A 15,623-nucleotide genomic window follows, 5' to 3' on the forward strand; every position below is an offset into this window, starting at 1 on the left:
ACTAGATTCTTAATTTTTTTTATTTCTAATTTTTTTCAATGCATATGGAATTGATACTAAACATCCTACAAGAGCATCAATCATATCCATTACTGTATCTGTAAGTCCTCCTACTTGAGTATGTGTATGCATTATATGGTCCATACTAAATTCTCCTATTTCCCATAATGAAGCAATTCCCATACTGAACATAAACATAAACATCGCTATAAATATAATATTCATCTTGCTTATTTGTTCTTCTGTGTTGAAAAATTTGATGAATGTATACGCTGCTGTAACTGTCAATAATCCAGAAGTCACATGTAGAAAATCATCATAGTGAGGCATATCATAGAATCCATATCCAGATCCTAAAACAGATGCTATACACGCATACCACATAAATACACTATACAATCCATCGCTAAGCAGTTTAGGTAATCTTTTATTTACCTGATAAAGCACTACTGTAAGTATCAAGCAAAATACAGATACTGATATACCCATACTATCTTTTGTGTATAGGAAATATCCTAAAGAGCCTATAAAAAATATAGTTAAAATTATTGTTGTTATTTTCTTTAATCCTAATTTTTTACTATCCATTTTATTGCCTCCTGTTTTTATTAGCATCTATTTTTTTAATTTAGCCAATGCGTCGGCAAAAGGATTATTAAAGTTTTCATTTTCTTTTTTATTTTGATTCTTCAAGTACTTATTAATATCCTTTTTAGATGCTTTATTTTTTTCTTCTTTTTTTCTATTGTTAAAAGAAGATAGCTTTTCTCTGTACCCACAAGAACATACAAATATTTTATTTTCCCCTTCTCCTCTTAATTCAAGCTTTTTATGACACTCTGGACATCTTGCATTTGTAGTTTGAGATAACATCTTTCTAGTATTACACTCCCTATTTTCACAAACTAACATTTTCCCTCTCTTTGTTTTTACTTCAAGCATATAATGACCACATTCTGGACATTTATTTCTTGTTAGATTATCGTGTTTAAACTGACTATCACTATTTTTTATATCATCTATAGCTTTTTTAGAATAATCTTTTATTTCATTCATAAATACATTTTTATTCAATTTATTTTCCGATATTTTCTGAAGTTTTCTTTCCCATTCAGAAGTCATCTCTGCACTTTTTAGTTTTTCAGGAACTAATCCAAGAAGCTGCTTTCCTTTGGATGTTATTATTATATCTTTATCCTTTTTTTCTAATAAGAATGATGAGAATAGTTTATCTATTATATCTGCCCTTGTTGCAACTGTTCCAAGATTATTTTTTTCCATTATTGTTAAAAGCGATGCTTCATTTAATCTAGAAGGCGGATTTGTTTTACCTTCTGTTTTTGATATAGATCCAACTTCTAACTTTTCACCCTCTTTAAATATAGCAACTGATGAATATACATCATCCTCATCTTGATTAGAATAAAGCTCTTTCCATCCTAATTTTTTAATATTTTTAAACTTAGCAGTAAATTTTTCTCCAGCTATTTCACATTCTATACTTGTTTCATCGTATTCCTCAGGATCATAAAGAACTGATAAAAATCTCTTAATAACTAAGTCGTATATATTTCTTTCTTTAGTTGTTAAATCATTTAAAAATGCTCTTTCCTCTGTTGGAATTATTGCATAGTGTTCAACTACCTTTGAATCATCTACAAACGATTTAGATACTTTTATTTTTCTTTTTAAAATTTCACTAGCAACTTTTCTGTAATCCCCAATATTTACAGCTTTTACTCTGTCTTTTAAAGTATCTACTATATCACTAGAAATATATCTTGAATCTGTTCTAGGATATGTAAGTAGCTTGTGTCTTTCATACAAGCTCTGTACTGTGGATAAAGTTTCTTTTGCAGAATATCCATAGATTTTATTTGCATCTCTCTGTATTTCATTTAAATCATATAATTGTGGTGAATAGTTCTTTTTAGTTTTTACAGAGTATTTTTTTACCTCTGCATCATTTCCTTTTATTTTATTTATAATCTTATCTACTACTTCCTCATTAAATACAGATGTGTTTCCTTTATTATTTTTCCAATTTAATTTTATGATACTTCCTGCTTTCTTGACCTTTACTTCTATTCCATAGAATTTTTTAGGTTTAAAATCTTTTATTTCTTCTTCTCTTTTCATCACCATATTAAGAGTAGGAGTCTGTACTCTACCACAAGATAGCTGTGCATTGTATTTAACTGTAAGTGCTCTAGTTGCATTTATTCCTATTATCCAATCTGCCTCAGCTCTTGCAAGTGCTGAATCATAAAGTCTGTCGTATTTTTTAGATGATTCTAACTTTGTAAATCCTTCTTTTATAGCCTTATCTGTGTTTGAAGATATCCACAGTCTTTTCATAGGCTTTTTAACTCCAGATTTTTCTATAATCCATCTAGCAACTAGCTCTCCCTCTCTTCCAGCATCTGTAGCTATTACTATTTCAGATACATCGTTTCTTTCTAATAAAGTTTTTACTTTTTGATATTGCTTACCACTTTTTTTGATTACAACTGTTTTTAAATACTTTGGTATAATTGGAAGATCTTCCATTTTCCACTCCTTGTATTTTTGATTGTATCCTTCTGGATCTGCAAGTGTAACTAGATGACCTAGTGCCCACGTTACTATATATTTATCGCCTTCTATATATCCATTTTTTTCATTTTTACATTTAAGTACATTAGCTATATCTTTTCCAGCAGATGGTTTCTCTGCAAGTACTAATATTTTTCCCATAAAAATTACCTCTCATAAATTTACTTTGTACAGAATATTATAATACTTTTATATCTAATAATCGATACAAGTTTTTAATTTATAAGAGGTTTTCTCTATTTTGTCTTTTATTATTTACTTTTCTATAAAAATTTTATCATTTTTTTGTTTTAAATTCACTTTAAATCTACATTAGTTTGTAAAGCAACATATTTGATACTGTCATTACAATTATAGACATTATTAGATTATTTTGAAATACTAGCATACAAACTATCATTCCTATTATTTGAATTACTGCAAATATTATTGCAATAGCTATTATATTTGCTGCAGTTTCCCTCTTGTTATCTTTATCCTTATACATATCTGTCACCATTTTTATAGTTGCTACTACTAGTTTCCAATTTATCTATATTTATCAGAAAATATGTAGCTCTCCTTTCTCTTGAATTTTACAATCAATTTTATATACATTTTTTATTCTCTCATTTTGTTATTTATAATTATAGAGTAATATACTAAAGATAAAGTTCATTAAAACTAAATTTTTTCTAAATTTTATCTTTTATTTGTATAAATATTAATTCTTTTATATTCTCTTTTCAATACAATTTGTATGAAAGGTAGTTTTTCGTGTATAAAAGGTATTTTTAAATAAAAAAAGAAAGGAACACCTATAAGATATCCCTTCCCTCTGATATGATTTATATATTGATTGTAAAATTGAGAGGACTAATTTATTTTATTCTTTCCATATATCCACTTGGATGGAAGAAGAACACCTGAGCATTTTTGCTGTTTACAAAGTATCCCATATCTCCTTCTTCATCTGGTAAGAATACGAAACCTTTTAATTTTTTAGCCTGTAAAGCATCAAAATCTTTTTCAGTTCCCATGTATATATATTCTACACTGTTATCCATTTTATTTAATATATTTAAAGCCTGTTCCTGACTTAATAACTTTTTAGTACTTTTTTTCTTAACTACTACTGTAGCTACTTTGCTTGGTTTTGATGCAGCTGATACAGTGCTAATTGTTGGTGCTACTATCCCCCCTACTAATACTGCACATAGTGTAGCTATCATTATTGTTCTTGTAGTTTTTTTCATATTGATCACTCCTTCATTTGTGACATCTATCTATAATTGCATTTTTATTATTCGCTTTTATAATACCTGTCTCTTAAAAATTTTTTTGTTTTAATTTATTTTTATTTATCTTGTTATACTTATTTTACCACTAAAAAGCATAAAAAAAGATTACACCTCTGTCATTTTGAGTTACATAATTGTAACGCTTTTTGGCATAAATGTAATCTTTTGTAATTTCTTATTTTATGAAATTTTTATTAGTTATAATTTTATTCTATAGTTATTTTAGGCTATAAATTTTATTTTATAATCCTTTTAAATCATAGTTTTCTAAGAATGATTTAAGTGTAGCGTATATTTTATCTGTTCCACCTATTTCATTTGATTCTATGTTTAATGCTAATAGAGGTTCGTGAAGTGATATTCTTATTAAGAACCATCCATCTTCTCCTTCTCCTGAGCAGTTAGCTCTTATTCCTTCATAGTTTTTAGGAACTAATGACCAATTTTCACTTTCTTCAACAAATACACTTAGTTCTGATAGTATCTGTTCTGCGTATGGTCTGAAGTCTTCTTTATTTATTCCTATTCTAACTTCTTTTTCTTCTGCTGCTTCTTTTAAATCAGCTATTAATGATTCTATAGTTTTTCCTTCTTTAGCCATTTTAGCAGCTTTTATAAGTATTTTAGCTATTAAATAAGCTCCGTCATCAAGGAAGTAGTTTTCTTTTATTGCAGCATGTCCAGAAGTTTCTATTGCTAAGTGACATTCTTCTCCCTCGTTGTTTAATCTTATAGCTTCATTTATTACATTTTTGTATCCTCTTTTAAATCTGTGGTGTTTTCCACCATGATTTTCTATGAATTCAGCAAGTCCTACAGATGTTATTGAGTCTGTTACTATTGTAGTATTAGGATTTTCTTCTAATAATATTTCAGATATTACAGCTATAAGAGCATTTTTGTTTATGAAAGATCCATCTTTTCCAACTAATGCAGCTCTATCTACGTCTGTATCGAATATTATACCTAAGTCAGCTTTGTTGTCTACAACAGCTTTACTTATACTTGCCATAGCTTCTTTGTTTTCTGGGTTTGGTATATGGTTAGGGAACATTCCGTCTGGTTCTAAGAACTGACTTCCTTCTGTATCAGCACCTAATTTTTCAAGTACTTTTTCAGCAAAGAATCCACCAGCACCATTACCAGCATCCACTATTATTTTCATTCCATCAAATGGTTTTTCGTAGCAAGATTCAGAGTTAACACCTTTTCTTATTTTATCAACTAATACTTCAGCGTAATCGTCTATAAGGTTTCTTTCACATATAGAACCTTTTTCAGCAGATTCTACTGTTTTTCCTTCACATACTATATCAAGCATAGCTTTTATATCAGCTTTTTCAAGACCACCATTTTCTGTAAAGAATTTTAATCCATTGTAGAAGAATGGTAGATGACTTGCAGTTATCATTATTGAACCATCGCATTTGTATCCGTCCATAACTGTTGTCATAAACATTGATGGAGTTGTTGATAATTTACAATTTACTACATCACATCCCTGAGATGTTAATGCTTCTATTATTGTATTTCTAAATTCTTCTCCTGTTATTCTAGAATCATTTCCTACAGCTACAACTATTTTTTCTTTTCCAGTTTTTTCTTTTAGCCATATATGGAATGCTCTAGCTATTTTTTCTACTTCTACCTTTGTAAGAGTTACTTCTTTTTCATCGTTAGGGTATGCAACCCCTCTTATGTCTGTTCCATTCTGTAATTTATATATTTTTTCCATAATAAATTCTCCTACCTCTATTTTAGTTATCATTTTAATTATAGAAATATTTCAAGATATATGCAATATTTTCAAGAAAAAAAGAATATTTTTAAAATTTATATTTTGACAAGTTAATGTTTTCGTGATAACATTAACTTAAGCAGAGTTAAAATGAACACTGTTTATAAGTTTTCAATTATTCACTTAATATTTTAATTTAGTTTTGATATTTTATATTTATAATTTATGATTTGAATCGATATATTCTGACAATATCAAATAAAAAAATAAGCTTTAGGTTCAAAATACGCAATAGGAAAATCCTATTGCTCTTTTTTTATACAAATTTATAAAAAATATCGCTATTGGCGGTTAGCTTCTAATAGCGATATTTTTTATTATATTAATGTTTGGAGTTAGGTTGATAGCTTAATTAATTTTTTTCTGGATAGAATAAAACCTTTCCTATTGATTCTACTCTTTCAGCTATTTTTTCAAATATATTTGATCCTTCTGATAATGGTAATTTATGAGTTACTAGAGGCTCAGTTTTTATTTTACCTTGTCTCATAAATTCTACTGTTGTAGTCCATTCTTTTCCTGGGAACGGAGATGATATCGCATTCCAAGAACCAAATACCTGTAATTCATTTCTAACTATTTTTTCAAAATAAAATCTTTTTACCATTACATCTCCATAAGGTATTCCTAAGAATACAACTTTTCCACCTTTTTTAGATAGTGAAAACGCCTGTGCAGATGTTATAGGAGAACCAGCAGATTCAACAACTACATCCGCTCTTCTTCCATTAGTTATTTTTTCAAGCTCTTCGCAAGGTTCTACCCCCATAGAATTTATTATATCCGTTGCTCCAAGCTGTTTTGCAAGTTCTAATTTCTTATCATCTATATCTAAAGCTATTATTCTTTTTGCACCGAACACTTTTGCCCACTGTATTGCAAGCAACCCTATTGTTCCACACCCTATAACAGCAACATCGTCGCCTGGTTCTAATCCTGTTTTGTATAATCCATGAAGAGATACACAAGCTGGCTCTACCATAGATGCTGCTTCAAAACTAACTTCATCTGGTATCAATATGGCATTTTCTGCTGGAACTTTTACATATTCTGCAAATGCACCAGGATCTTTTGCTCCTATTACCTTTAATTTTTCACATCTTGCAAACTCTCCCTTTTTACAAGATTCACACTCTCCGCAGTATAGAGCTGGGCAAACAGCCACTCTATCTCCTACTTTTACATTTTTTACATTTTTCCCTATTTCTTCTACTATACCAGAGAACTCATGTCCCCAAGTCATCCCCTCTATATAAGGTCCCAACTGCGCATATCTATGTCCATCAGATCCACATATACCTGCAACTTTAACCTTTACTATTATTTCATTATCATTTTCAATGACAGGATTTTTAGTATCCTCAAATCTAATATCTCTTGCCCCATATAAATTTAGTGCTTTCATGATATTATTTCACCCCTTAGTATTCAATTTATTTAAATGACTTAACTATAACTTTTATTTCTTTTCCTGATATTAAAGATTCCATTCCCTCTTTAAAATCATCTAAATAAACTATTTTAGTTATAAGTTTTTCAACATTTACCTTTTTACTCGAAAGAAGATCTAATGCTAAATCCCAAGAAGTTGGCTTCTGAGATCTACTTCCAACATAAGTTATTTCTCTCTGAATTATTGCATCCTGGTCCATTTCATTTAATTTTTTAGCAAATATACCAACCTGTACAAATGTACCTTTTTTCTGTATTAATCTCAATGCCTGATTAACTGCTGGCATAAATCCTGAACAATCAAATACCTTTGTTACACCATTTCCATTTGTTTCTCTATCCACTACATCTTCAAGATTTTCTTTTCCAACATTTACTAAAACATCTACACCTAGCTCTTTTGCTAATTCTAATCTTGGAATATCTTTTTCAACACCTGACATTATTATCTTAGCACCTCTTGATTTTACAACTTGTGCTAATAATATGCCTATTGGTCCAGGACCTATTATTAATACTATGTCATCTTCAGATATACTTGTTTTTTCTAGAGCTGCATGGCAACAACATGCTAAAGGTTCTGTAAATGCAGCTTCTAATGTAGATACATTTTCTGGAAGAATGTGTATACTTTCTTCTCTTGAAAGAACATATTCTGCAAAACTTCCATTTACCCGAGTTCCGATACCTTTTCTATTTCCACATAAGTTATAGTCTTTTGTCTTGCAATGAATACATTCTTCACAAGTGGCAAATGTTGTTTCAGATGTAACTCTATCCCCTACTTTTATGTTTTTTACATCCTCTCCAACTTCTACTACAACACCCGCAAATTCATGTCCTAGTACAACTGGAGCTTTTAGATTTGCATATTCTCCTTTGAATGAATGTATATCCGATCCACATATTCCACTATAATCAACTTTTATTTTAACTTTATCAGCTTCAACTTTTGGTTCTTCTATGTCTAGTATTTCGATATTGTCATATCCTGGTTTTGTTTTTACAACTGCCTTCATATCTCACATCTCCTTATAATTAGCCTTTACGTCCTAAAATATAGCTCTTTTCTTAAAAATTTAAGAAAAGAGCTTTTATTTATTTTATTTAGTTTTTTAATCAAATATTGCTTAGAATATTCCTAGCCCAGATACAAGCTGAGATAGTTTTAATATTGCCCATTTGAATAAGTTACCACCAGTATCTATACTTGATACTATTGCCGCACCTTTTGGCATCATATTAGCCTGCTGAAGTAGCTCTGTATGTACAGGAGCATAGTTTGTAGCCATAAATAATGATATAGCTAATACTATTGTTCCAGTTATTACAGACTGTACTATATTACCTTTTCTGAAGCATACTATAAATGCTACGTAGAATGGTATTGTAGCTAAGTCACCAAATGGAAGAACTTTATTTCCTGGTAATATTACTGCTAAGAATAATGTTATAGGCACTAATATAAGAGCTGTTGATAAAACTGAAGGATGTCCAGTTGCAAGAGCAGCATCTAGTCCTATGTAAAGGTCTCTACCTTCGTATTTTTCCTGTAAGAAGTCTCTAACAGCTTCTGATATTGGAACTAGACCTTCCATAAGTATTTTAACCATTCTTGGCATTAAGAACATAACTGCACCCATTGACATACCAACATTGAATATTTCTGACACTTCATATCCTGCAAGTGTTCCTAATATAAGACCTAATATTATCCCCATCATCATAGGTTCTCCAAATATACCAAATCTTTTCTGTATACTATCTGGATCTGCATTTAATTTGTTTATTCCAGGTATTTTTTCAACTACTTTACCTACTAAGAATCCTAGTGGTGCAAATGAAGTTGTTGATCCTGTTGGTAAACATATACCTTCTAATCCATAGAATTCCTGAACATAAGGAGCTGTTTTATCAGCTGTATATAGAACTAAACATTCCATTATTATTGCACATATTATAGCCCATACATAACTTCCTGTTACTATATATCCAGTAGCTCCTGCTACTATGAAATGCCAGTAGTTCCATAAGTCTATATTTAAAGTTTTAGTTTTATTGAAATATATTAAGATAAGGTTTACTATTAAACATATTGGTATTAATAGCGGTGCAACTGGAGATGCCCAAGTTGCAGATGCTGTCATTGGCCAACCAACATCTATTATAGTAAGACTTAGACCAAATCTTTCAACCATTGCCTGTGCTGCTGGTCCAAGTGTTGTAGTTAATAAGTTTACAACTAAGTTGATACCTACGAATCCTATCCCGATTGTAAGTCCTGATTTTAATGCTTTTGAGAATTTAATTTTGAATATAAGACCTAAAATTAAAATTGTTATTGGTAGTATGACAGTTGGTCCCATGTTAAGGATGTACTGTACTACTGCTAATACTTTATCCATTTACTCTTCCTCCTAATTACGTTAATTTCCACAATATAATGTATTTAAAAAATAATATTAAAATATTAATTTTCCAATTTTACTTAGAGATAAATAGATGAAAAATCTATTTATCTCTATTTTTTATTATTCACCCTTTAATACATCAAGTATCTGTTTTTCTGTAGCTTTTATATTTATACCTGTTATATAAGCTGTAGCTTTTATAGCTGGTATTTTATAAGTTGTTGGTAGTATAGTTGTTGATACTATAAGATCTGCTTCATCCTGTTTTGCTGCACATTCAGCTATTTTACACTGAACTATTTCTGCATCAAGATTATGTTCTTTTATAAGTTCTTCTAGTTTTGAACAAACTACTGTTGATGTTGCAATTCCTGCTCCACATGCTACTAAAATTCTTTTTTTCATTTTTACATCCTCCTAAACATTATGCATTTCATCTATATTATAAAGACTCTATTATCTTTAAAATATCTTCTTTATCGTTAGCATTTATTAGTGCATTTACAGTTTCTTTATTCTGTATTAACTGCATTAGCTCTTGTAATATAGTTAACTGACTATGTGGCTGATTTAAGCCTAGTACAAATGCTAATTTAACATTTACGCTTTCATCTGCGTCTTCCATAGATTTAAACTCTACTTCATTTTTTAACTGGCATACTGCTATAAATTCTTCCTTGATGTACTCTGCATCAGTATGAGGTATAGCAACACCTATTTCTCCTAAATTTAGACCTGTTGGAAAATTCTGTTCTCTCTGAAGAATTTTTTCATAAAACTCTTCTTTAATGTATCCATTCTCTATTCCTATATTATGGATTGCTTTAAATAGTTCTTCTTTTGTTTCACATTCTAAACTTGGAAGAACCATATTCTCATTTATATACTTTATGATTTCCACTGTTATCCTCCATTCTTTTTATTTTTACACTATATTTATAAAGCATCTAACGTGCCAACTTTTTGTTTTTTTTGTTTTTATTTTGGGGTTTATTTTTAAAAATTGTTTAGGTTGATTGGAAAATTAACGTTTTCGCAAGGAAAATGTTTTTTTATTTTTTTATATTTTTAATTTAACAAGCAAAAAAAGCCAAACTTTTTTTAATTGTTTTTTTTGTTTTTTTCAAGAATGTGTATTTTTCAACATTTGTTATTTTTTCATTAAATACAAATAAAACCAAACCACATTTAATAGAACAGCATGGCTATATCTGTTTTATTTTTGGTATTTTTTAATTCATCTAAAAAGTTTTCATCACTCAATTTTTTAAATAATTCTTTTATTTCTATTTTATTGTTTTCTTTTATAGCTATTAGTACTACTGCTTCAACCATAAACTCATTGTCCCAGACTATTGGTTTATTTAGTTTTGCAATAGCTATAGCTGGTTTTATTACATGTTCTGGTAATCCATGAGGAATAGCAACTTTTCCACCAAGTACAGCTCCACCCATAGCTTCCCTTTTATATAAGCTTAATATATATTTCGAATCTACATATTCTCCATCTTCTAGTTTTGCAACTAATGTGTCTATTATGTATTCCTTAGAAACACCTTCTACATCATCTAAGATTAATTCTTCATATATCAAGTTTTCTAATTTGTTTTCTTTTTCTTCTTCTTTTTCATACTTAGAATACTGAATAACTTTATCAATTCCATTTCCTTTTAGAATATCTGTATAAGGTATGAATGGTATATCATTTATTTCTGTTTCTAAAGTTCCACATATAGCTATTATTCTGTATTCTTTTTCTAACTCTTTAATTTTTTCTTCTATCTTTTGATCATCTATAACACCAAGTGCTTTTACTTCTATACTTTCTATATTTTCTTTTAAAAGCTTTTGCTCTATTCTATTTTTTAGAGATAACGCCGTACCCCTACCACTAAGACATAAAGTTAAAACTAAATCCTTCTTATTTATATCTTTAGACTTATAGTTTTTATTGCTCACTATAGAGTAGTATTTATTCTTCTTTAAATCTTCAACTATCTTATCTAAATTCTTTCCTTCTATTACCGCTGACTTTCCAGCTTCCATAGCCAATATAGTATCTACTCTATTTATCACCCTACATCTAAGACCTAATTCTTCTTCAATTTTTTCTCCAAGAATAACCAGAGATCCCATGTCTATAAGCATCAATATATCGTTCTTAAAATCTAGAGCTTTTATATCTTGCATTACTTTTTCAATTCCCTTTTGTGGAGGCATATCCATAGGAAATTCTATTCCATAAGTAGACATAGTTCCTAAAATCTGGTTCACTACTTTAGACATTTCTATACCAACTTTTCCATGAGTTACTATCACTACTTTTACTTTTTTATCCATAGTTTCTTCATTCATGCAAAACTTATATATATAGTAGGCAATGTATCCTATTTCGTCTTCTGGAAGAGATATTTTTGCTATATTTTCAATTATAGTTACTACATATCTCGCTAAATCGTATTCCTCGGACATATTTTCTTTTATATTATCCAAACTAGGATTTATTATATTTTTTTCATTTCTAACCCTTTTTATAGCCTCTTCTATATGTGTAGCTAAAACCATATAAAGACCATTATTAACAAATCTATATTGATTTTTTATAACAGTTATTACTTTATTCATTATATTTATAGTTTCTGGGTTTAAATTTTCACTCATTATATGTATCTTTTTTCTATTTTCTTTAATGTTGTTTTTCTTTATTTGATTAAACTTTCTATCTAATCTTTCAAAGAATATATTTTTTATTTCTTCTTGAGAATATTGTCTACTCTCTAATACTTTTAACTCTTTTTCAGCATATTTATATATCTCATCTATATTTTCTTCAGATAAACACATTTTGTTAGAATTTATTTCATTTATATCTATATATGTGTCTTCTAAATTTACTCTATCAAAGGAAAATTCTAGATTATCTTCATTATCCTTTATACTTTCTTTTATATATGTTCTAAGACTATCTACATCTATAATAAGTTTATCGCTAGAGTCAGGATTTTTACTGAATGCTCTTGCACAACTTACCTGTATATCACTCTTCAGCTGACCTATATTAGATTTACATTTGTAATTCATAAATCCATATAGTACTTCCTTAGTGATTATTATGTTTTTATTTATCCTTATAGCCTCTCTTTCAAAGAATTTGATTATTATATCGTATCGTTCTAATTTTGGCCTAGAATCCAAGTTAGGAAGTGTTATAACCATTGGTATACGTCTTCTAAATGTATCTAGTAGATTTGAATCCGGATCTTCTGTAGTAGCTGCAATTATAAGAACGTTTGCCTTTCTTGTATTATTAGTTTCTCCTAACCTTCTAAACTCACCTCTATCAATTAATGAGAATAATATTTCCTGCCCTGATGCTGGAAGTCTATGTATTTCATCTAGAAACAGTACTCCTCCATCTGCTTTTTCTACTAATCCTTCTCTATTTTCAGATGCACCTGTATATGCTCCTTTTATAGATCCAAATAATTGCGACATAAGCATATTGGGATTTTCTGCATAGTCTGCACAGTTAAATACTATAAATGGAGATTCTTTTTCTTTTATTCCTGTTCTGACAGCATATTTATACATACAGTTAGCTAATTCACTTTTACCAACACCAGTTTCTCCATATATCATAGTGTGAAGTCCATTAGGTGGATACACTATAGCTGACTTTGCTAAATTAATTTTTTCTTTTAAACTTCCCTTATAACCTATCAACATTTCGAAATCGTTTTCTTTTTCAGTAGAATTGTTTATTTTTAGTACATTTTCTACATTTATTTCTTTTTTAGAATTATTACCTTCTATAGTTTCACTATTTTTAGAGCTATGATTATATATTCTATTTTTTATTTCATCACTCTTCAAAATCTTTGATACAGCACTTCTTGAAATATCGAATCCTCTCTCTATCAGAATTTCTGTTATTTTTCTTTCCGTTATATTGGTGTTATCACCTAATATATCTAATAATTCATTTTCTAATAGTTCTTTTCTTCTATCTCTAGAGTTTGGTATATTATTAATTTTTCTAAATTGAACAATATCGCCTCTAGATATTCCTAATATTTCAGAGAGCTCTTTATCTGTATAAGGATTTTTTTTGTCTTCATTTTGAATCTCAAGTAAAATCTTCTTCATATACATCTCCCTTATTTCTTTTTTTAAGTATTTTTATAGTCTTATCTAATTATATATTATTTTTATAAATATACATCACTATTATCATAAATTTTTATATAAAAAATACTGCCACAGAACACCTTTAAAAGGTGTTCTTGTGACAGTACCTTTAACTGACACCTAACGGTCGTCAGTTTTTTTGTATTCAAATTTAGCTCCACAATTAGGACAAATTAATTCTGGCATATTTTTTTCATTTAGCGAAGCTATCGCTCCCAATGAAAAGAATGCATCTTGTCTTAGTTCTTCTAATATAAATTCTGGTACTCCTTTTTCAAATCCACAAGACTTACATTCATAATTGTATAACTTTTGTCCTTTACTCATTTCTTCTAATTCTTTTAGCATACTATTTCTCCTAATAATTTTAATTACACTAATTATACACTATTATTTATATTTGAGTATAGCAAAGCTAGCCTATTTAATAGACTTTTAAAATAATTCTTTTTGTGTTGTTGTATTCAAAGAAATTTCTTTTTCTATAATTTCTTCGTAGATTATTCTTTTATAATTTGATTTATCTAGTACATTATATATTAATCCATATTTATAATGCCATATTTCCCATAGAATCATGTCTTTTCCACACTTTTTACAAATATAAGGATTTACTCCAAATGATTCTATCAATCTATCTTTAAAATTTTTCTTTACTGTATTCTTCTTTTTTATCAGCTTAGATATATTTCTGTGTCTCATAAAATTATATAATTTCAATATTTCTATGCTTAATTTATTTTTTACTCTTGAATATAGACCGTATCTTCTTGCAACTCTAAAACCCTTCGGGTGAATATGTTGGGTTATTTTACCTATAAATTCTAATACATTTACAGTTATTTCTCTTTTTCCCTTAGGTTTTTTGTTTTCATACCAGTAAGTTACATTTTTCCCATCGTAATTAATTATTCTATACTCAGCGATAGCTGGTCTAGCCAAATATCTACCTATATATTGAGTTGCCTGTTTTATATTAGTTAAACGTCTTTCTGCATTTACATAGAATTCTTTCTTATATAACTTATTTATCAAATTTCTAGTTTTTCTATCTCTAAAGTTGTTTTTTATTATATCTAGTACCAACTTTCGCCATACTTTTTTCATATATGTATACGGTATGAAATCTAATTTTTTAAACCACTTATTATTTCTATCTATTCCACCTTCGGTGTATAAGGCATGTATGTGAGGATTCCATTTTAAATCTCCACCAAAAGTGTGTACTACAGCAATTACCCCTAATTCATAATCTCCCTTTGTTTTCTTTTTATGAAAACTATCTAATACCTTATATGTAGCATCTTGTAAATCTTTTAAAAGCTCTCGCTTTCTGTAGAAATAGACTCTTAACTCCTCTGGAATTGTGAAAACTGCATGTCTATGAGAAACATCAAGAATATTTTCTACCTGTTTTTCTGCCCATTCCATAGAATATTTTCTTCCACACTTTGTGCAAAACTTACTTTTACAAGTGAACCCTTGAATATACTCCTCTCCACAGTCTATACATTTATGTTTTATATATCCTTTTTCTATATTTCCACAATTTAAAGCCTTTATTACAGTATTTTCTATCTGATCCCTCATTTCTCTTCTAACTTTATTCCAATATTTTAGTTTGAATTCTTCAAAGTGATTTTTTAATATTTTCTTAATGATTTTTTCATCTTTTTGTTTTTTCAATACATTCATATTACTATTGTACATAAGTTTTCCACAGTTTTAAATTATTATAATTTCCTTAGGAATAAAAAAAGAATCAGACTTTATTTCTGATTCTTTTTTCTTTTATTTTTACAATTTTAATTTTTACTTTTTTTAATTATTTTTTCTTTTGCAATATTTACTTTTGTCAACTTACTAATATTTAATTGTTTATCATTCTTTTCTTATTAT

Annotated in this window: 13 protein-coding genes; all 13 read right to left on the reverse strand. The window is 28.7% G+C overall.

What is annotated here, in order from left to right; genetic code table 11:
- Nucleotides 1–9: 9 nt before the first annotated feature.
- Nucleotides 10–588: a DUF2238 domain-containing protein gene (locus KGNDJEFE_RS08635; protein WP_040410200.1), complete on the reverse strand. Its 579-nt coding sequence runs from the start codon at nt 586–588 to the stop codon at nt 10–12.
- 27 nt (nt 589–615) lie between these two features.
- Nucleotides 616–2,736 (reverse strand): DNA topoisomerase III, encoded by a 2,121-nt coding sequence (locus tag KGNDJEFE_RS08640; RefSeq protein ID WP_006439101.1) that lies wholly within the window; start codon nt 2,734–2,736, stop codon nt 616–618.
- Nucleotides 2,737–2,902: 166 nt separating this feature from the next.
- The gene (locus KGNDJEFE_RS08645; protein WP_040410199.1) at nt 2,903–3,082 is read right to left on the reverse strand and encodes a hypothetical protein; all 180 of its coding nucleotides are present in this window, start codon (nt 3,080–3,082) and stop codon (nt 2,903–2,905) included.
- Between the two features lie 373 nt (nt 3,083–3,455).
- Nucleotides 3,456–3,830, reverse strand: coding sequence for a hypothetical protein (locus KGNDJEFE_RS08650; RefSeq protein ID WP_006439099.1), 375 nt, complete (start codon nt 3,828–3,830; stop codon nt 3,456–3,458).
- 286 nt (nt 3,831–4,116) lie between these two features.
- Nucleotides 4,117–5,610 (reverse strand): phosphohexomutase domain-containing protein, encoded by a 1,494-nt coding sequence (locus tag KGNDJEFE_RS08655; RefSeq protein ID WP_040410198.1) that lies wholly within the window; start codon nt 5,608–5,610, stop codon nt 4,117–4,119.
- A gap of 415 nt (nt 5,611–6,025) precedes the next feature.
- Nucleotides 6,026–7,078, reverse strand: coding sequence for a galactitol-1-phosphate 5-dehydrogenase (locus KGNDJEFE_RS08660; RefSeq protein ID WP_006439096.1), 1,053 nt, complete (start codon nt 7,076–7,078; stop codon nt 6,026–6,028).
- Nucleotides 7,079–7,106: 28 nt separating this feature from the next.
- Entirely contained in the window at nt 7,107–8,144 is a 1,038-nt protein-coding gene (locus tag KGNDJEFE_RS08665; RefSeq protein ID WP_006439095.1) for a zinc-binding dehydrogenase, read from the reverse strand.
- 111 nt (nt 8,145–8,255) lie between these two features.
- A complete protein-coding gene (locus KGNDJEFE_RS08670) occupies nt 8,256–9,530 on the reverse strand; it encodes a PTS galactitol transporter subunit IIC (RefSeq protein ID WP_006439094.1) in 1,275 nt (424 codons plus the stop codon).
- A 126-nt stretch (nt 9,531–9,656) separates the two neighbouring features.
- Nucleotides 9,657–9,941: a PTS sugar transporter subunit IIB gene (locus KGNDJEFE_RS08675; RefSeq protein WP_006439093.1), complete on the reverse strand. Its 285-nt coding sequence runs from the start codon at nt 9,939–9,941 to the stop codon at nt 9,657–9,659.
- 37 nt (nt 9,942–9,978) lie between these two features.
- Entirely contained in the window at nt 9,979–10,437 is a 459-nt protein-coding gene (locus KGNDJEFE_RS08680; protein ID WP_006439092.1) for a PTS sugar transporter subunit IIA, read from the reverse strand.
- 287 nt (nt 10,438–10,724) lie between these two features.
- Nucleotides 10,725–13,682, reverse strand: coding sequence for a sigma 54-interacting transcriptional regulator (locus KGNDJEFE_RS08685; protein ID WP_006439091.1), 2,958 nt, complete (start codon nt 13,680–13,682; stop codon nt 10,725–10,727).
- Between the two features lie 162 nt (nt 13,683–13,844).
- The gene (locus KGNDJEFE_RS08690) at nt 13,845–14,072 is read right to left on the reverse strand and encodes a hypothetical protein (RefSeq protein ID WP_118549764.1); all 228 of its coding nucleotides are present in this window, start codon (nt 14,070–14,072) and stop codon (nt 13,845–13,847) included.
- Between the two features lie 87 nt (nt 14,073–14,159).
- On the reverse strand, nt 14,160–15,419 hold the full coding sequence (locus KGNDJEFE_RS08695) for an IS91 family transposase (protein ID WP_170239660.1): 1,260 nt from the start codon (nt 15,417–15,419) through the stop codon (nt 14,160–14,162).
- Nucleotides 15,420–15,623 lie beyond the last annotated feature (204 nt).

Origin of the sequence: Peptacetobacter hiranonis (assembly GCF_008151785.1) — a bacterium.
GTDB lineage: Bacteria > Bacillota > Clostridia > Peptostreptococcales > Peptostreptococcaceae > Peptacetobacter > Peptacetobacter hiranonis.

What these genes read in the sequence shown, in the direction of transcription:
- KGNDJEFE_RS08650 (WP_006439099.1), bottom strand. Translation starts at nt 3,830, where the DNA reads ATGAAAAAAACTACAAGAACAATAATGATAGCTACACTATGTGCAGTA.
- KGNDJEFE_RS08655 (WP_040410198.1), bottom strand. Translation starts at nt 5,610, where the DNA reads ATGGAAAAAATATATAAATTACAGAATGGAACAGACATAAGAGGGGTT.
- KGNDJEFE_RS08635 (WP_040410200.1), bottom strand. Translation starts at nt 588, where the DNA reads ATGGATAGTAAAAAATTAGGATTAAAGAAAATAACAACAATAATTTTA.
- KGNDJEFE_RS08670 (WP_006439094.1), bottom strand. Translation starts at nt 9,530, where the DNA reads ATGGATAAAGTATTAGCAGTAGTACAGTACATCCTTAACATGGGACCA.
- KGNDJEFE_RS08665 (WP_006439095.1), bottom strand. Translation starts at nt 8,144, where the DNA reads ATGAAGGCAGTTGTAAAAACAAAACCAGGATATGACAATATCGAAATA.
- KGNDJEFE_RS08690 (WP_118549764.1), bottom strand. Translation starts at nt 14,072, where the DNA reads ATGCTAAAAGAATTAGAAGAAATGAGTAAAGGACAAAAGTTATACAAT.
- KGNDJEFE_RS08660 (WP_006439096.1), bottom strand. Translation starts at nt 7,078, where the DNA reads ATGAAAGCACTAAATTTATATGGGGCAAGAGATATTAGATTTGAGGAT.
- KGNDJEFE_RS08685 (WP_006439091.1), bottom strand. Translation starts at nt 13,682, where the DNA reads ATGAAGAAGATTTTACTTGAGATTCAAAATGAAGACAAAAAAAATCCT.
- KGNDJEFE_RS08675 (WP_006439093.1), bottom strand. Translation starts at nt 9,941, where the DNA reads ATGAAAAAAAGAATTTTAGTAGCATGTGGAGCAGGAATTGCAACATCA.
- KGNDJEFE_RS08695 (WP_170239660.1), bottom strand. Translation starts at nt 15,419, where the DNA reads ATGAATGTATTGAAAAAACAAAAAGATGAAAAAATCATTAAGAAAATA.
- KGNDJEFE_RS08640 (WP_006439101.1), bottom strand. Translation starts at nt 2,736, where the DNA reads ATGGGAAAAATATTAGTACTTGCAGAGAAACCATCTGCTGGAAAAGAT.
- KGNDJEFE_RS08645 (WP_040410199.1), bottom strand. Translation starts at nt 3,082, where the DNA reads ATGTATAAGGATAAAGATAACAAGAGGGAAACTGCAGCAAATATAATA.